General features: G+C 36.9%; 18 protein-coding genes. 12 read left to right on the top strand and 6 right to left on the bottom strand.

The window, feature by feature from the left end; all coding sequences use genetic code 11:
• Positions 1–19: 19 nt before the first annotated feature.
• From SJY09_RS07670 to lptB, 4 genes are read left to right on the top strand one after another with little or no spacing between them, the layout of a single operon-like run.
• On the top strand, positions 20–997 hold the full coding sequence (locus SJY09_RS07670; protein ID WP_396638365.1) for an SIS domain-containing protein: 978 nt from the start codon (positions 20–22) through the stop codon (positions 995–997).
• Positions 997–1,863 (top strand): twin-arginine translocase subunit TatC, encoded by an 867-nt coding sequence (tatC, locus tag SJY09_RS07675; protein WP_396638366.1) that lies wholly within the window; start codon positions 997–999, stop codon positions 1,861–1,863. Before SJY09_RS07670 ends, tatC begins: the two co-directional genes overlap by 1 nt.
• Complete coding sequence (locus SJY09_RS07680) at positions 1,847–2,197, top strand: carboxymuconolactone decarboxylase family protein (RefSeq protein ID WP_396638367.1); 351 nt, start codon at positions 1,847–1,849, stop codon at positions 2,195–2,197. Before tatC ends, SJY09_RS07680 begins: the two co-directional genes overlap by 17 nt.
• 51 nt (positions 2,198–2,248) lie before the next feature.
• Complete coding sequence (lptB, locus tag SJY09_RS07685; RefSeq protein WP_396638368.1) at positions 2,249–2,989, top strand: LPS export ABC transporter ATP-binding protein; 741 nt, start codon at positions 2,249–2,251, stop codon at positions 2,987–2,989.
• An 8-nt stretch (positions 2,990–2,997) separates the two neighbouring features.
• On the opposite strand, the gene SJY09_RS07690 is transcribed toward lptB, so the two are convergent.
• The 6 genes from SJY09_RS07690 to SJY09_RS07715 all read right to left on the bottom strand — a co-directional run bounded on the left by SJY09_RS07690 (position 2,998) and on the right by SJY09_RS07715 (position 9,233).
• Positions 2,998–3,639: a low molecular weight phosphatase family protein gene (locus SJY09_RS07690; RefSeq protein WP_396638369.1), complete on the bottom strand. Its 642-nt coding sequence runs from the start codon at positions 3,637–3,639 to the stop codon at positions 2,998–3,000.
• A gap of 236 nt (positions 3,640–3,875) precedes the next feature.
• Positions 3,876–6,257: a hypothetical protein gene (locus tag SJY09_RS07695; protein ID WP_396638370.1), complete on the bottom strand. Its 2,382-nt coding sequence runs from the start codon at positions 6,255–6,257 to the stop codon at positions 3,876–3,878.
• Positions 6,258–6,357: 100 nt separating this feature from the next.
• Positions 6,358–6,732 (bottom strand): DUF4345 domain-containing protein, encoded by a 375-nt coding sequence (locus SJY09_RS07700; RefSeq protein ID WP_396638371.1) that lies wholly within the window; start codon positions 6,730–6,732, stop codon positions 6,358–6,360.
• Positions 6,733–6,744: 12 nt separating this feature from the next.
• Entirely contained in the window at positions 6,745–8,001 is a 1,257-nt protein-coding gene (locus SJY09_RS07705; protein ID WP_396638372.1) for a nitrate/nitrite transporter, read from the bottom strand.
• Positions 7,998–8,477, bottom strand: a complete 480-nt coding sequence (locus SJY09_RS07710) for a GyrI-like domain-containing protein (RefSeq protein ID WP_396638373.1) — start codon at positions 8,475–8,477, stop codon at positions 7,998–8,000. The genes SJY09_RS07705 and SJY09_RS07710 overlap by 4 nt, the downstream gene beginning before the upstream one ends.
• Complete coding sequence (locus tag SJY09_RS07715) at positions 8,478–9,233, bottom strand: CDP-alcohol phosphatidyltransferase family protein (protein WP_396638374.1); 756 nt, start codon at positions 9,231–9,233, stop codon at positions 8,478–8,480.
• Positions 9,234–9,406: 173 nt separating this feature from the next.
• On the opposite strand from SJY09_RS07715, the gene SJY09_RS07720 reads away from it, so the two are divergent.
• The 8 genes from SJY09_RS07720 to secA all read left to right on the top strand — a co-directional run bounded on the left by SJY09_RS07720 (position 9,407) and on the right by secA (position 18,393).
• Positions 9,407–10,594, top strand: a complete 1,188-nt coding sequence (locus SJY09_RS07720) for a DUF4105 domain-containing protein (RefSeq protein ID WP_396638375.1) — start codon at positions 9,407–9,409, stop codon at positions 10,592–10,594.
• 15 nt (positions 10,595–10,609) lie between these two features.
• Positions 10,610–12,481, top strand: coding sequence for an ABC-F family ATP-binding cassette domain-containing protein (locus SJY09_RS07725; RefSeq protein WP_396638376.1), 1,872 nt, complete (start codon positions 10,610–10,612; stop codon positions 12,479–12,481).
• Between the two features lie 210 nt (positions 12,482–12,691).
• The gene (locus tag SJY09_RS07730; protein WP_396638377.1) at positions 12,692–12,928 is read left to right on the top strand and encodes a hypothetical protein; all 237 of its coding nucleotides are present in this window, start codon (positions 12,692–12,694) and stop codon (positions 12,926–12,928) included.
• Positions 12,929–13,103: 175 nt separating this feature from the next.
• Positions 13,104–13,622 carry a hypothetical protein gene (locus SJY09_RS07735; protein ID WP_396638378.1) on the top strand — a complete coding sequence of 173 codons (519 nt, stop codon included), beginning with the start codon at positions 13,104–13,106 and terminating at the stop codon, positions 13,620–13,622.
• Positions 13,623–13,653: 31 nt separating this feature from the next.
• Positions 13,654–13,794, top strand: a complete 141-nt coding sequence (locus tag SJY09_RS07740) for a hypothetical protein (RefSeq protein WP_396638379.1) — start codon at positions 13,654–13,656, stop codon at positions 13,792–13,794.
• Between the two features lie 86 nt (positions 13,795–13,880).
• Complete coding sequence (locus tag SJY09_RS07745) at positions 13,881–14,456, top strand: cob(I)yrinic acid a,c-diamide adenosyltransferase (protein ID WP_396638380.1); 576 nt, start codon at positions 13,881–13,883, stop codon at positions 14,454–14,456.
• 136 nt (positions 14,457–14,592) lie between these two features.
• Entirely contained in the window at positions 14,593–14,817 is a 225-nt protein-coding gene (locus SJY09_RS07750) for a DUF2795 domain-containing protein (protein ID WP_027064442.1), read from the top strand.
• Positions 14,818–15,030: 213 nt separating this feature from the next.
• Positions 15,031–18,393: a preprotein translocase subunit SecA gene (gene secA / locus SJY09_RS07755; RefSeq protein WP_396638381.1), complete on the top strand. Its 3,363-nt coding sequence runs from the start codon at positions 15,031–15,033 to the stop codon at positions 18,391–18,393.
• Positions 18,394–18,561 lie beyond the last annotated feature (168 nt).

Below are 18,561 nucleotides of genomic sequence, written 5' to 3' on the forward strand. Positions count from 1 at the left end.
AGGAATACAATCCATAAAATTGAATAATACATTGACATCCGCACAGACAATTATTGAATTGGCGAAGCGAACTATTGAAATTGAACGTAATGCTATTGGTCATCTTGCCACGCTACTGACTACTGATTTTCCTGATGCGGCCGACTGTATTATTGCATCCAAAGGGAGGGTAATCATTTCTGGAATCGGTAAGAGCGCTATAATTGCCTCCAAAATAGTAGCTACCTTAAATTCCACTGGTACGCCTGCCATTTTTATGCATGCGGGAGATGCTATACATGGAGATTTAGGTACAATTCAAGACAATGATGTGGTCATCTGTATTTCTAAGAGTGGAAGTACTCCAGAGATAAAGATGCTTATCCCCTTAATTAAGAGAGGTAGTAACAAACTCATTGCCATGACAGGAAACTTAGATTCCTTTTTGGCAAAACAAGCAGATTATGTTCTGAATACCTATGTTGAAAAAGAGGCTTGTCCCAATGGTCTTGCCCCTACCACAAGTACAACGGCGCAATTAGTTATTGGTGATGCGCTCGCAATTGTGTTATTAAAATTAAAAGGATTCAGTAGCACGGATTTCGCAAAATACCACCCTGGCGGCTCCTTAGGAAAACGATTGTATTTAAGAGTAGCCGATATTGCAAAAAACAATCAGATTCCACAAGTACAAAAGGATACGGATATTAAACAGGTAATTGTTGAAATATCTAAAAAAATGTTAGGCGTAACTGCTGTCCTGCAAAATGATAAGGTAGTGGGAATAGTAACGGACGGAGATATTAGGAGAATGCTGAACAAACACGACAATATCAAAGGCTTATCTGCCCAAGATATTATGACCTCTAATCCTCAAACCGTTGAAATGGACACCTTGGCACTGAAAGCTTTGGAACTAATGCAGAAAAAAGGGATTTCCCAGTTATTGGCTATGGATAACGGGCAGTATAAAGGAGTAATTCATTTACATAACCTAATAAACGAAGGAATTTTATAATGGGCGATAAAAGTATTACTCCACCGAACGAGATGTCTTTCTTAGACCATTTGGAAGAACTTAGATGGCATTTGATACGATCTACACTTGCCATAGTCATCGTAGGTGTAGCCGCTTTTATGTTTAGAGGCTTCATATTTGATACGGTCATTTTTGGTCCTAAAAAAATGGACTTTCCAACATACCGCCTTTTTTGTGATATAGCTACCTTCTTAGGTTTTGATTCCGCTTTTTGTGCAGAAAAGCTCCCTTTTACCATTCAAAGTAGATTAATGTCCGGTCAATTCTCCGCACATATTTGGACCTCTATCTGGGCAGGATTTATAATAGGATTTCCTTATGTACTCTATGAAATGTGGAAATTTATAAGTCCAGGCCTTTACGAAAAGGAACGTAAAAATTCAAGAGGTTTTATATTAATCGCCTCCTTACTCTTCTTTATGGGTGTACTTTTTGGTTATTATGTAGTTGCTCCTTTATCCATTAACTTCTTGGGTACGTACCAAGTAAGTGCCGAAGTTACGAACGAATTCGACTTAGCTTCTTATATCTCCACGGTACGAGCATCTGTAATTGCCTGTGGTATTCTGTTTGAGTTACCTATCATTATTTTCTTTTTGACAAAAGTGGGCTTGGTTACTCCAGAAATAATGAAAAAGTATCGAAAGATAGCACTAGTTATTGTCTTGATTCTTTCAGCGGTAATTACACCCCCGGACGTAGCCAGCCAAATCATAGTGGCGATACCGGTTTTAATCTTATATCAAGTAAGTATTTATATTTCCAAACGTGTACTAAAAAGCGAAGCCAAAAAGGCACGTAAGGCAAAAAAAGCAAAAGCAAAGAAAGATGTCAAACCCCGTTGAGGAATTTAATGCCTATCGTTCTAAAATGAACGACAAACTTTTATCTAATAACAACAAGGTTGTTAAACGCATATTTAATTTAGACACCAACGCTTTTGCTGCAGGAGCTTTGGATGTAAAGACAAAGGAGCTGCTGGGTTTAGTAGCGTCTACCGTATTGCGTTGTGATGATTGTGTGAAATACCATTTGGAAAGCTCCTATAATTCAGGAGTTTCAAAAGAAGAAGTCATGGAAACACTTAGTATTGCCACATTAATAGGAGGTACAATCGTAATTCCTCACTTAAGAAAAGCCTACGAATACTGGGAAATTTTAGAGAATAACGAAGGTTAAATAAAAGATAAAACCTTTTGTTGACAACGAATTAGGTTTAGATTTGAAAACATGAAGCTAAGAGCTGAAAACATCATGAAATCCTACCGCGGCCGCAGAGTGGTCAAGGGTATTTCGCTTGAAGTAAATCAAGGAGAAATCGTAGGGTTGTTAGGACCTAATGGTGCCGGAAAAACAACCTCTTTCTATATGATTGTGGGGTTGATAAAACCCAATGGCGGAAGTATTTATTTAGACGACATGGAGATTACGAAATTTCCGATGTACAAAAGAGCCCAGAACGGTATAGGTTATCTGGCCCAAGAAGCTTCGGTATTTAGAAAACTAAGTATTGAAAAAAATATTATGAGTGTGCTACAGCTTACTAAACTCAGTAAAAAGGAACAGCACATGAAAATGGAGTCACTAATCGAAGAATTCGGCCTTGGTCATATTCGAAAAAGCCGAGGAGATCTTTTATCCGGTGGGGAACGAAGGAGAACAGAAATAGCAAGGGCACTAGCAACCGACCCTAAGTTCATCTTATTAGATGAACCTTTCGCTGGGGTTGACCCCGTAGCGGTAGAGGATATTCAACGTATTGTTGCCCAATTAAAGAATAAAAATATTGGTATTTTAATTACCGACCATAATGTACAAGAGACATTGGCCATTACGGAACGTTCTTACTTAATGTTTGAAGGTGGCATCTTAAAATCGGGGATTCCAGAAGATTTGGCCGCTGATGAAATGGTACGTAAAGTATACTTAGGTCAGAATTTTGAACTTCGTAAAAAGAAGTTGGATTTTTGATTCTGAAATTAAGTAGACCTCTCATTAATCTTAGAGAAAACATAGAATAACTCCGTAGCAATTTGAGTACTGCGCTCCTTGTATTTTTCAGTTTGTAGTGGGGTACCGTCAAATTCTTTAGGGTCTTCAAATGTTAGGGCTATTCTTTTTTCTGCTCCAGGTATAAAGGGACAGTTCTCATCTGCATGAGAACACGTCATCACTGCCGCAAAATTACCTTTGGGATTAAAAGAATGATCATATGTTTTTGAAAAACCAATGATAGGATGCACCTCTGCACCGCATTTGATACTATAAATAGGGTTTACCTCTTCCGAAAGTGCAAGAATATCAAAACCAGCTTGCTTCAACACCTCAGCAACCTTTGGATAAAGTGCTGTAGCCTCTGTACCACCAGAATAACAATGCACTTGCCTCACATTAAAATAGTGCGCCATAGTTTGGGCCCATATCTGAGCCATATGACTTCTACGAGAGTTATGTGTACAAACAAAGTTTAAGTTAATCGATTGACCTGAATCCTTTTTTCCCCGTATAAATTCAATTAGTGATTGGAGAACAAGTAGCCTTTCTTCTGAAATAGTACTAACATCCAGTAGAGAAATAAAATCTTGAAGTTTATCAAATAGTTCCGTTCCTTGTTTTTGCATAGGCAAGTATACAACTAATCCTTTTCCAGACAGAGACAATTACAAAACCTAACAATTTTTTAATCTCAAAACTTAAAAGTTCTCTAGTTAGATTCATAGTCCATTTTTACACAATCTCTTTTGACTATAGTTGCGCATTATAACTATATAGACTCTAGTATTTATGAATTAAAAAAAGCTGCAAAAAGCACTATTTATATTAAAGTTTAAGCAGAAAGGATAACTTCTCCTGCGATTTACATCTTATCTATCTCAATAATTTTAATTTCGGAATATAAATTCCCGCTACTATCCATTCCTTCAATACATATTTTTAATTCCTCCAGCCCAGTGTTTGGAATTTTAAAAGACCCTTGGTTATTTAAAATTTTTATTTCAGGTTCCCAGTGAACAACTCCATAGCGATCAAACAAATCACTAAAATATGTATTGTATAGCGGCGCATAAAATTCTTTCGCCGCTTCAAAACCCTTTTCCACTTTATAAGTAGAGCTGATGGTCCTTTGCCCTTTTCCTCCTGCTAAATTTAAAAAATCACCGCCTCGTCTCAAAAAGATATACAACGATTCTGTAAAACCATTTGAAACGCCAGGAACGGTCTTATTTCTATCAAAAAAATAACTCTCTATATCTTCTGTTTGAAAAATAGACAACTGGTCAAGATTAGGTTGTCTAATTCCTTCTATGAATAACTCTAACCTCCCTGAACGATAAGAAGAAACGGATACGGAGAAATTAGCCGGGTTTTCAATTACCTGATATCCTCTTGACCTTATCAAATCTAAAAGACGTGGAAAATTTAATGCCGTTTTCTCATCTACAACTTCTATTTTTCGTCTCAAAAAACTTTGAACATTAGGATTTTGCCTAGCTTTCTCCAATAATTTCTTTTGCCTTAAAACTACTTCGTCCAGTACAATAGTATTATCCTCTGCTATTAAGTCAATATTAAAAGGCGCATCTGGCATTACTTGGGAGGTATAATTATTTGGCCATGGAACAATTCGATCCTCCTTATTTTGGTTTTTAGAAATCATATAGATTTTAGGCTTAGTAAGCTTACCCTTATCATCTTTCTCAGCAATGAAGACCTCCTCATCTTGGTCTAAGAAAAAATTACCGATACTGAATTCCTTTTTACCAGGCTCAACCGTCACCTCTCTTTCCTTATGGTTTCTAGTAGGAAAAACATAGTAGGCCTTTCCATCTACATTTTCTTCGTTTAATTTTATATCTAAGGTTATTCCTCTCTCAAACTCATATTGTCTATCGGGAGAAGTGTTAAAAACAGATTTCCAGTCATACTTACTCCAACCCTGGTTAAGTAATAATAAATCCAGTTCATATTCTTTTGTAGTAGTAGTGTTTTTAAAATAATAGCCGCCATTTTCAATAAAACCATGTACATAAGGCCTTAAATAGAACGTACTCAAAATATTATCCGAGTGATTATAGGCATCTGTCCCAGCCGGAAGAATTGACGCGCTTAAATCTGCATCCGCTGAATACTGTTCAGAAAAACCAAGTTTAATCTGTAAGCTATCAGTAGTTGTTTTTATTACTGTAGCATTTACCTTAGGGTACGCTAAATTGTTAGAGTTGAAAAAAAGACGTTCCACCAATGGTTTATTATCCTCGTTAAAAATTGTTATTACATTCACCCCGGGGGGTAACCTTTCTTTAGATAGAAAAAATCCAGACTGGGTTTCCTCCTCTTTAAAATTAAAATTAATTCTTTCTGACCCGCCGTTTTTATGAATTAAGGCATAATAAGAGGCATTTGGCTTTTTAGATTTAGTATAGGAATTGGTTCCTACGATTACTGCAATACGCTTCTGCCGACTATTATTACGCACACTCAAATTAATACCTTCCATCATAGCAGTTGGTAATGGGAAAGTCTGCTCACTATTATCATTAAAGGTTACCGAAGCTCTATAACTAGAACCGAATCTCGGCATAAACTCAAACTTACCATGACCAAAACGCTCTACTGAAAATTCAGAAACTTTCTTCCCACTATTATCTAGAATTACTGCCTCCTTTATAGCAATGCCGTACCCCTCACTATTCAGTGCCTTAACCCCAACGGTATTCATAATATCATTAACTAAATAACCGCCTTCAGGTAAAAATTGAACATCATTAGCTTTAGATTCAGATGATTGAGTTAGTTTCTCATCATCAGGATCAACAATATGTAATTTTTGAATAAAACTATCATCTTCCTTAAAATTTTTCATCCAATTGGTTGCCGCCTTAATATAGAACTCGCCTGAATTAAAGGTAGAGTCGATTACAAAATGGCCATGCGCCGTTCCATTTTTAACAAGAAAAAGTTTCTTGTCCTTTTGTTTTCCCTTTTCATCGTAAATACCAACATACAAATTTGAAGTTTCGTTAAATGGAAGTGATTTAAATCTATCATACACATACCCCTTAAACCACAAATTTTCACCCACTACATAGCTGCTCTTATTTAAATGTAGATAAACTGTTTCTCTAGGAAGTTCAAAATAATCTTCCAACGCGTCGCTTGGGTCCTTGACCACCTCACCCACTTGCGAACAAACAGTTTTGGCTAGGAAAACAAATACAAGTAAAAACAAAAATCTCATAGCCTTTTTAATTTAAGAAAGTATCGGGAAAATTTAATTGATTATCCCTTTTCTTAAAAATAGTGAGAAATTTCTTTAAATCAAATAAGGAATAATTTTTCTATTGTTGGTACTTTCTTAAATTAAAGAGCCCCCAACCAAAGAACAATGCTTCTAAAATCAAGGCAGGGGTAAATGGTGTTGAAATTCCATCAAAAATGGTACTTACTATTCTTCCAAAGGAAATACCGCCCATAAATAGAATATTACTCACAGTTGCGGCATACCATAGCTTTGTTCTATAAGCACCTAATAACCAAAAGGCTCCAATACCTATATAAATCCCCATTATGGCGCGGAGCATATTGTTTAGTTCCAATGAATTCACCTGAAAATCCAAGACTATTGGCATAATATAAGAAGGATTGCCTCCATAGATGATGCCTGCACTAATAACGATGATACCGGACAAAAATAGATGTAGGTTCTTCTTCATGTTAAAAACAAACTATTTTTTGTAAAGTTTAAAATAGTACCAAGCGGCAATACCACCTAAAAGAGAAAACGTAGCTAACATCCAAAAAACGTATTGATGACCTCTTGCGCCGGGATAAGCATCTAAAAGATACCCCATAACCGGACCAGCAAAAATATCTGGGGTATAACCTACTAAAGAGATAAGACCAACTGCAGTACCTGTAAGCACCAAAGGTATACGACCACGCTCCATCACTGCAAAATAAAGAGCGCGTGTAGCATATACACCCGTTGCCACCACTAAAATTGAAATTAAGAAAAGGACCGTGGATGAATTGGAAATTATTCCCGTTGCAAACAACAAGGCTCCAATAAATGTAACGATAAAGCTAACAACTAACCAATATGTAGTTTGGGAACGGTCTGCTAATATTCCGATAAGAACTCCTACAACTGGACGAACAAATAATAAAAACGTTCCAATTTGGGCAGACTGCACCTGGTCATACAACATAACATCTTGCGCGTACAGTGATAAAATATCGGTGATTTTGTACCCCACATAGGCACAAAGAATAATCACCATTAATAAACCTACGGAAGGTAATTTTAAAACCGCTTTAATTTGCGAGACCGTAATTTTATCCAATACAATAGCTTGTTCAGAGGTCTTATCCACCCTCAGAAAGAACCAAACTAAAAAACCCACCAAAACTACGATACCCGAAGAAACTAGAATTACGTATCTGAAGGAATCTCTGCGTTCTTCCATAGTAGCTTCAGCAATTTCAGTTGTAAGGAAAATTGAAAAAATCAGCACCCCCATTGTTCCGAACAGCGCACCTACCAAACCGCGCCCTCCGTCTAAAAAACCAAAGGCCTTTCCTTGGGAATTAACACCTCCCCATACCCGAGTGGCCTTTATCATGGCCGCCCAGAATAAAAAAATGGTCGTAAAACCCCAATAACCATAGAGTGCCTTGAGTATAAAATAACTTGGAAAGCTGGCATAGACCAAACCACCAAGAGCAGTCATCCAAAGCGCCATGGCAATTAATTTTCTCGGCGGAAATTTATCCGCCAAGGGACCTCCAAAAAGATAGGAAACCAATGCAACAATACCATATACGGAAAAACAAAGGCCTAATTGTGTATTGTCCAAGACAAACACATCTAACACAGTAGGTCTAAAAACACGTGGTAATACAAAGGGTAGAATAAAAACACTTTCACCAGCTAAAATCAATAAAACAAGATAATACCAAGGGGCCTTTTGCAATTGATTCATCTTTTTTTGATAGGTATCCAAATTTCTTCCTCAGAATCAGGATCATTGTTTTTATAATTTGCTTCTAAGACTTCAAAATGAGGTCGATCGTCAAGAACATATTCAGATTTAAGAATCCACTCTCCGTAAATATATTCAAAAATACTAGGGTCTCCACTAGTCCCCTTGTAATCAAAAACTGCATAATCTCCCGCTTTTAAGATAAACCATTGCATACCTTCAGGAATATGGTCTAAGTTCTTCACTTCTACCAAAGCCCACTTGGTAAATTCGGCTGTAGGATTAAAATTTAGGTGATAATCCGGTGGGTATACCTGTAATGAGAAAAAGTTTATGCCTATTCTATGGACTATTTCAGTTCTTCGAGGCATAAAAGAGCCCCAAAGTTTGCCTGTTTGGTTGTTTACCACACTCATTACTCTAGATTGACCTATGAGCTTTTTCTCTTCTAAACGTATTATTCTTGGGGTAATCATTTAAGCTTCGGTTTTTTGAGACCATTGGTTAACCAACGAGCTTAGCACGTAGAATAAAATGATAAATGGTACTGCCAAGAATTGCATGGTTACGAGTAGCACCAAACTTACAATCAAAAAAACATAGCGTAAAGCGTTGTCTTTAAAGCCCCAGTTTTTGAATTTCAATGCAAATAAGGGAAGGTTACAGTTCAATAAAAAGGCGCTCAACAAGGTTAAGCCTATCAAAAACCATTGGTTTAAAATAATATCGCTTAGAATAGCGCTTGGATGATAAAACAAAATAAGCGGTAATGAAAGAATTAGTAATGCATTTGCAGGGGTAGGTAAGCCGATGAATGAAGAAACCTGATTCTCATCCAAATTAAATTTCGCTAAGCGATAGGCAGATGCCATGGTTATAATAAAGCCCGCGAAGGGCCAGAATGTTCGTAATTGAAAATCTCCTAAATAGGTCATACTATTCAAAATATCATTGTCCCAACCACCCATTTGCGCCAAGCCAATGAGTTGAAACATGACAATCCCAGGGACTAGACCACTTGTTATCATATCGGCAAGGGAGTCTAATTGCAAACCCAATTCACTTTTCACATTTAGAACACGCGCTGCGAGTCCGTCAAAAAAATCGAAGAATATCCCCAGTGCTACGAACAAAGCTGCAGTTTCCAACTTATTCAATACTGCAAATACTGTTGCTACGCAGCCACAAAAAACATTTAAGAGCGTTATGAAATTAGGAATATGTCTTCGCATAATTTAGTTGTTTAGAAGCAATGCTTATATCCGCTTAAAAATAATACAATTCCTTTGGTTATGCATTTTTAATTGAGAAGCTTCCTAGACTAAGGCAAGAAATAGTAATCATGGAATATCGGTTAAATCTCTTATTATTCGCATCTTTGTTCTACTATTGCTTAGAACATTCTATGTTAAAAAAATTAAACCTCTTAATAGTAATTTCTTTTCAATGTTTTTTGGGTGTTGCACAAAACGCAGGGTTATCACCACTTTCAGAATTAAGTTTGCTCACCGTGGGTACGGGAGGTGATTTAGCTTCTAAATTTGGACATAGTGCCATACGCTTACAAGACCCAAGCTTAGGTATAGACGAGGTTTATGGTTACGGGACTTATAATTTTGAGGACCCCAATTTCTATCTGAATTTTGTTCGTGGAAAACTAGATTATACCATTACACGTTATCCCTACAAGTATTTTGAACGCGGTTACATTCTTGAAAAACGATGGATTAAAGAACAGAAACTACAACTAACCTTAGATCAAAGAAAAGCTATCGTCGCCTATTTAGAGACCAACCTGTTGCCGAAAAATCGGTTTTATAAGTACGATTTTCTTTTTGAAAACTGTGCTACCAAGATTCCTGAGGTGTTTGAGAAAAACCTTGGAAATGGTTTAAATTTCGATTACACATATCTGAAAGAGCCGTATACCTTTAGACAACTAATACACCAAAATCTCAACGTAAATTCTTGGTCTAATTTTGGAATAGATTTAGCATTGGGTTCTGTTATAGACCGAAAAGCTACTCCCTATGAACATTTATTCTTACCAGCGTATGTCTATGAACAGCTAAAGCATACCACCTTAGATGGCAAACCCTTAGTCAAGGAAGAGTCGTTATTATTAGATATTCCACCTCAAAAAGATACTACACTATTTGTATTTACACCTATATTTTGGTTGGGGCTGTTACTCCTTTTAGTCGTTTATATTACCTACAGGGACTATTCAAAACAAGAGCGAAGTATTTGGTTAGATGTTTCGCTATTTACCGTGACAGGATTAGCTGGGCTACTTATTCTGTTTCTTTGGTTCTTTACAGACCATTTGGCTACTAAAATAAATTTTAACTTCTTATGGGCCTTTGCCCCCAACCTAATCATAGTATTTTATCTGTTAAAAAAACAACTACCAAAATGGTTGAGGGTTTATATCAGCATCGCCATTGGGCTTTTACTTTTAAGTGTTGTCCTTTGGCTATTAAAAATCCAAATATTTTCAATCTTACTCTGTTTTGTATTACTGGCTTTGCTTGTGAGGTATAGCTTCTTGTTATATTATTTTAAAATGCTGAAAAATCGAACTATAAAATAATCGAGCTATCGCACTATGAATTTACTTACGGTTGAAAATATTTCTAAATCCTATGGAGAACTGGTTCTTTTTGAGAAGCTCTCTTTTGGTATTAACAAGGACCAAAAAATTGCGCTTATAGCAAAAAATGGTAGCGGAAAAACTTCTATACTTAACATACTATCAGGTGCGGACAGTCCAGATACCGGTCAGGTAAATTATCGAAAAAGTACCCGAGTTTCTTTTTTGGCGCAGGAGCCACTGATGAATCCAGATCTTACTATTGAGGAAACCATATTTGCTTCGGACAATGAGGTACTTCAAGTCATTTCAAATTACGAAAAGGCACTGACCAATCCGGAGGATGCGGATGCTTACCAAAGTGCTTTCGAAGCAATGGACCGCTTTGAAGCTTGGGATTTTGAAACGCAGTACAAACAAATTCTTTTTAAATTAAAACTAGACGACCTAGGTGCAAAAGTGGGTAAACTGTCCGGGGGGCAAAAAAAACGCCTAGCGCTGGCCGATGCCCTAATCAATAAGCCAGATTTACTTGTTCTTGACGAGCCAACCAACCACTTGGACTTGGAAATGATAGAGTGGCTGGAAGAATATTTCGCTAAAGAGAACATGACCCTGTTCATGGTTACACACGACCGTTACTTTTTAGAGCGGGTATGTAACGAAATTATAGAACTGGACAACGGTGTTCTTTATCCATATAAAGGCAATTACTCCTATTACTTAGAAAAAAAAGAGGCACGTTTAGAGCAAGAATCCGTAGAACAGCACAAAACAGAATTACTTTTTAAAAAGGAGCTTACATGGATGCGCCGCCAACCTAAGGCCAGAACTACAAAATCAAAATCTAGAATCGATGATTTTAAGATTATCAAAGAAAAAGCAAGCAATCGCAGAAAAGACCACGAGGTACAGCTAGAGTTGAATATGGAGCGTATGGGTACTAAAATCATAGAACTGGTAAAGGCATCCAAGTCTTACCCCAACAAACCCATATTAGACAAATTTGATTATAACTTTAATAGAGGAGAACGCATTGGAATAATTGGCAAGAACGGCACAGGAAAATCTACCTTCCTTAATATACTTTCGGGCAGGGACAAACCAGATAGTGGAAAAGTGATTGTTGGGGAAACCATAAAATTTGGTTACTACACGCAGAAAGGAATTACTATTAAAGAAGGTCAAAAAGTAATAGACGTTATTCGTGAATTTGGGGATTACATTCCCCTTAAGAAAGGAAAACAAATATCAGCGCAACAACTGCTAGAGCGCTTTCTGTTTGATCGTAAAAAACAATACGACTTCGTAGATAAATTAAGTGGTGGAGAACGTAAGCGATTATACCTCTGTACTGTTTTGATACAGAATCCAAACTTTTTAATATTAGACGAGCCCACCAATGATCTAGATATTGTAACCTTGAACGTATTAGAAAGCTTTCTATTAGATTTCCAGGGCTGTCTTCTTGTGGTATCACATGATCGCTATTTTATGGATAAAATTGTAGATCACTTGTTTGTCTTTAAAGGCGGTGGCGTTGTAGCCGATTTCCCGGGGAACTATTCTGACTACCGTGCTTATGAAGACAGTCAGGTTATAGAGCAACGAGAACTTAAAGAAAAGACAGATTCAAGTAAGAAGGCCTGGAAAAAAACCGAAGTCACCAACAAGTTGTCTTATACGGAACAAAAAGAGTACAAACAATTGGAACGTGATATTCAAAAAATGGAAACCAAGAAGGCAACTCTTCAAGATAAGTTTACGGACACTTCCCTCTCTGGAGAAGAAATAGCCGCTCTATCTATTGAATTAGGAGAATTATCAGATACTATAGATAGGAAAACAGAACGCTGGTTTGAGCTTTCGGCTCAAATGGAAGGATAATTCCAGAAAACACTTATTCAAAAAAAAACAAATCTACGTTTAAAAACACCTTTTTTCGATAAGATGTTTTTAGCTTTGGTGTCGTTTATCGAACGAATTTTACACTTTAACCGAATAGCTGTCAGATACCGAGTAATATAGGTTTTTCGGCGAATGACCACCCTTCGAAGTACACTTGCGCCCGTTATAATAGTGTAACAAACGCAAGTCATGAAAACAATAGCAACCATCTTCTTTATCTTCTTTATCGGAATGACCGCTCAAGCTCAGAACAACACCGCTGACGTCAAAGTTGAAACTGTTGAAATGACCATAGTAACCGAAACAGCCTACGAGTTAAACTTGGAAACTAAAACAACGATTGCTAGACTATACAGACACAAAAATGCTAGAGTAAATAAAGCATTGTCATTTACTACAAAAAGAAACAAAGCTAAAATGGCTTAATTAGGATACCGACTGACTGTCGCGATTTATATGCCCATTATTTCATCCTCCTGCCAGAGTTTTGGAAAATGGGCATTTTTATTTTAAAAAAAATCAAACCGTTATACAACTTACCCAACGGTAAGACTAAAACATCGCATAACTTTTCAATGGGTTTACGAAGGTATTAGTACATTTGGGAAATTTAGAAATTCATCTAGTGTATCGTTTTTTTGCCCGAATAAAATTTCTGCTTTCCGCAACCAATCAACATGGCGTACACTCCCCTTTTATTTATCAGTTTGTTACGAAAGGGTTATATAGAAAGGGAACTAAAAATTATTCCAAAACAGAAAATGTACTTTTCAAGTGCATAGCGTATTTTAATTACACGCAAATAGACTTGGTAAATGATTCCAATGAACTAAAAATAAAATTGAATACTATTTTCCAAGGACTCAACTATAACAACATCCCTTTTGACCTTATCTACGCCGATATAACTAGCAAACCGTTTAAGTCAATAGCAACCCAAAATATTCATAATAGTAGCATGCTATTGTTAGAAAGCATCTACAAAAACAAACAGCAAACCAAAAGATGGGAAGCAATTAAAAAGTTAGAAAAAGTAACGGTTACCGTGGATTTATACTATTGCGGAATTGTATTTTTCAGAAGAGAGCAGGCGAAAGAGCATTTTAAGATTCGGATTTAATCCACTAATTTTAAAAAAGACAAGTAATCATATGAACAATACCATTTATATTGTACTAGGCATAGTATTTGCAATTTATATAGGCATTACCATTACGAATAGAAATAAATCAAGAGCTAGGAAATCCAGAAAGTTTATGGATAATTACGAACGGAAGGAAAAGAAAGAGTAGTTTGGAATTATTTAAACAATATGAGTATCGAGTAAGCTTAAATTTTTCAAGTATTTGTTATTGATACTTGAGCTTTAATTTTTTTAATGAAAATATATACTAAAACAGGAGATTCCGGAACCACTGCTCTTTTTGGTGGCACTAGGGTCCCAAAGCATCATATTAGGATAGAGAGCTACGGTACGGTAGACGAACTCAACTCTTGGTTAGGACTTATACGCGACCAGAAGATTAATGAACGGAGCAAAAATCAACTGGCAAATATACAGGATAAACTATTTACTTTAGGAGCAATATTAGCTACAGACCCGGAAAAAGCTATCTTAAAAAATGGAAAAGAGCGATTGAATATCCCAAAAATAAGTACGCTGGATATTGAGGTATTGGAAGTTGCTATTGATGAAATGGATGCTTCCCTACCACAAATGACTCATTTCATTCTTCCTGGTGGCCACACGAGCGTGTCATACTGTCATATAGCACGTACCGTATGTAGACGTGCAGAAAGAATGGCTACCCTTCTTTTCGAAAATGAGCCTTTTGACGAAGAGGTCCTCTCCTATTTGAACAGACTTTCCGATTATCTCTTTGTGTTGGCACGAAAATTGTCAAAAGAATTAAAGGCCGAGGAAATTAAATGGATACCTGAAAAAAAGGACTAATAAATTCCTAATTTCTTCGTTATCAATTTATCAATGCAAAAATTATGTTGATAACTGGATTGAAATAATTGTATTTTATCTTGGTCATGTACATTTAAAAATTATTTTTGCAAAAAATTAAAATCAAACTATTACCATGTATTGGACATTAGAATTAGCATCTTATTTAAGTGATGCACCTTGGCCGGCAAGTAAAGATGAGTTAATTGACTACTCCATCAGAACCGGTGCGCCTTTAGAGGTTGTAGAAAATTTACAATCAATGGAGGAAGAAGGAGGCGAGATTTACGAATCTATAGAGGAAATCTGGCCAGACTATCCTACGGAAGAAGACTACCTCTGGAACGAGGATGAATATTAATATTTAGATATCACAATTACTACAAAAAGTCTCCTCGGAGGCTTTTTTTTTATGTAATTTTGGCAGTCGATTAGGGAATTTTAGTTCAAAATAAATACTGGAATACCTTTTGTTGCACTCAGATGTCGGTTTTAGTTACCGACTGCAAATAATTTATTGCAAAACGATTGGAGGTTTATCATACCAATCTTCGCAATCCTAATAGAAAAATATATGAGTTTCATTAATTCCATACTAAAGGCCTTCGTAGGTGATAAATCTAAGAAAGACGTAAAAGAACTTCAGCCTTTGGTAGACCAAATAAAGTCCTTTGAAGCTAATCTGGAAAGTCTAAGTCATGATGAAATAAGACAAAAGACTATAGATTTTCAACAGAAAATAAAGGATTCCTATAAAGAGATTACAGTACAAATAGCTGCACTAGAAAAGGAAGTTCAGGAATCTACCGATATTGATAAAAACGAAGATAGTTACGCAGAAATAGATAAACTTAAAGAAGAAGCATATGCTATTTCAGAAGAGACATTAAACGAAATTTTACCAGAAGCTTTTGCCGTAGTCAAGGAAACCGCAAAACGTTTTACCAATAATGAGACCATTACTGTAACGGCCTCAGAAAACGACAGAAAACTGTCCGGAACAAAAGATTATGTAACCTTGGACGGAGAAAAAGCAGTTTGGAAAAATTCTTGGGATGCGGCAGGTAAAGAAGTTACCTGGGACATGGTACATTATGATGTACAGCTCATAGGAGGAATTGCGTTACATCAAGGTAAAATTGCCGAGATGCAAACAGGAGAAGGTAAAACACTAGTAGCCACACTACCTTTGTATTTAAATGCGTTAACGGGCAATGGTGCACATTTGGTAACCGTGAACGATTATTTAGCAAAACGAGATAGTGCCTGGATGGCGCCAATCTTTGAGTTTCATGGACTTACCGTGGATTGCATAGACCATCATAGACCTAACTCAGATGGCAGAAGAGCTGCCTATAATGCAGATATTACCTATGGTACCAATAACGAATTTGGTTTTGATTACCTGCGGGATAATATGGCGCACACGCCAAAAGATTTGGTGCAACGCCCGCATAACTATGCCATTGTAGATGAGGTAGATTCGGTTTTGGTAGATGATGCTAGAACCCCTTTAATTATTTCGGGACCTGTTCCTGAAGGGGACAGACACGAATTTAACGACCTAAAACCAAAGGTGAATGAAATTGTTCAAAAACAACGTCAGCATTTAACAGGTGTTTTAGCAGAGGCAAAAAAGCTTATTAAAGAAGGAGATACCAAAGAAGGAGGGTTTCTTTTACTTCGTGTTTTCAGGGGGCTACCGAAGAACAAGGCGTTAATTAAGTTTTTGAGTGAGGAAGGTGTAAAACAGTTGCTCCAAAAAACGGAGAACTTTTACATGCAGGATAATAACAGGGAAATGCCTAAGGTAGACGAAGATTTATTATTCGTAATAGACGAAAAGAACAACCAGATAGAACTTACCGACAAAGGTGTTGATTATATTTCTGGAGAACAGAATAGAGATTTCTTTGTAATGCCAGATATTGGTGGGGAAATTGCCAAAATAGAGCAGCAGAATCTTGAGATAGAGCAAGAAGCAGAACTCAAAGAAGAACTTTTCAAAGACTTTACAGTTAAGAGTGAACGTATCCACACCATGAGCCAGTTGTTAAAGGCCTATACACTTTTTGAGAAAGATGTAGAGTATGTAGTTATGGATAACAAGGTAATGATTGTAGACGAGCAGACAGGTCGTATTATGGACGGTCGTCGTTATTCCGATGGTTTACACCAAGCCATTGAAGCAAAGGAAAATGTAAAGATAGAAGCCCTGACACAAACCTTTGCTACGGTTACTTTACAGAACTACTTTAGAATGTACAGCAAGCTCGCAGGTATGACAGGTACGGCAATCACGGAAGCTGGGGAATTCTGGGAAATCTATAAACTGGACGTTATGGAAATTCCTACCAATAGACCTATAGCGCGTGATGATAGAAATGACTTAATCTACAAGACTAAGAGAGAGAAATACAACGCCATAATCGATGAGGTTACAAAACTGAGTCAATCTGGAAGGCCGGTATTGATTGGTACAACCTCTGTTGAAATATCGGAACTACTTTCAAAATTATTAAGCGTACGTAAAGTACCGCATAATGTGCTGAATGCAAAACTCCATAAAAAAGAAGCAGATGTGGTTGCTGAAGCCGGTAATGCAGGTATCGTAACCATTGCGACCAACATGGCAGGTCGTGGAACGGATATCAAATTATCCGAAGAAGTTAAAAAAGCAGGTGGTCTGGCCATTGTAGGTACGGAACGTCATGATTCTAGACGAGTGGATAGACAGTTAAGAGGTCGTTCAGGACGTCAGGGAGATCCAGGAAGTTCACAGTTTTATGTTTCCTTAGAAGATAATTTAATGCGCTTGTTCGGTTCTGACCGTGTAGCGAAGATGATGGATAAAATGGGCTTGGAAGACGGTGAGGTTATTCAGCATAGCATGATGACAAAATCCATTGAACGTGCACAGAAAAAAGTAGAGGAGAACAACTTTGGTGTGCGTAAGCGTCTGTTGGAGTATGATGATGTTATGAACGCCCAGCGAGAAGTAGTTTATAAAAGAAGAAGGCATGCACTGCAAGGAGAGCGCCTAAAGGTAGATATTGCCAATATGGTCTATGACACCTGTGAGGTAATTGTAGAAGGCAACAAGGCCGCTAACGATTTCAAAAATTTCGAATTTGAACTAATTAAGTATTTTTCCATGACGTCTCCTGTTTCTGAGGAAGATTTTGGAAAACTAAACGCCCAAGACATTACTGGCAAAGTATATAAAGCGGGTTACGACCATTATAAGGAAAAAATGGAGCGTAATGCCGCTACGGCTTTTCCTGTAATAAAACAGGTCTATGAAGACAATGCCAATAAGTTTGAACGTATCGTGGTTCCATTTACGGACGGTATTAAAAGTCTTAACGTAGTTACCAACTTACAAGAAGCCTATGATAGTGATGGAAAACAATTGGTAACCGATTTTGAAAAGAATATATCCCTAGCAATAATTGATGACTCTTGGAAAACCCATCTAAGAAAAATGGATGAGTTAAAACAGTCCGTGCAATTAGCGGTTCATGAGCAAAAAGACCCTCTATTAATTTATAAATTTGAAGCTTTTGAGTTATTCAAAGAAATGATTGAAAAGGTGAATAAGGAAATAGTTTCTTTTCTTTTCAAAGGGGAACTGCCTTCAGGGAATCCGAGTGAAATTCAAGAGGCACGTAATGTAAAACGCAGTAAGGATAATTTACAGACCACTAAGGAAGAAATACCCAATAGTGATGAACTTGCAGCGCAGAACAGAGCGGCAGGGAACACACAACGACAAAGACCAGCGGTAACAGAAACAATTACAAGAGAGCAGCCAAAAATTGGTAGAAACGAACGAGTTACTATTAAGAACGTGATGTCGGGTGAGAGTAAAACAGTAAAATTTAAACAAGCGGAACCGCTCATTTTAAAAGGAGAATGGGTAATGACACAAGATTAAAACTACTGTATTTAAATTCATGTTTCTTGGCTTATTTTTTAAGCATAACATAAAAATACTTTGATGAAAAGCGACCCGAAGGTCGCTTTTTTTAGTATCGGATAATCATGGTAAAGCTGTATTTCTCTCGGGTATGTTTAACTTTTTATAAAGTTTTTTGAAATATGC

Origin of the sequence: Maribacter sp. R77961, assembly GCF_044594925.1 — a bacterium.
Lineage (GTDB): Bacteria > Bacteroidota > Bacteroidia > Flavobacteriales > Flavobacteriaceae > Maribacter.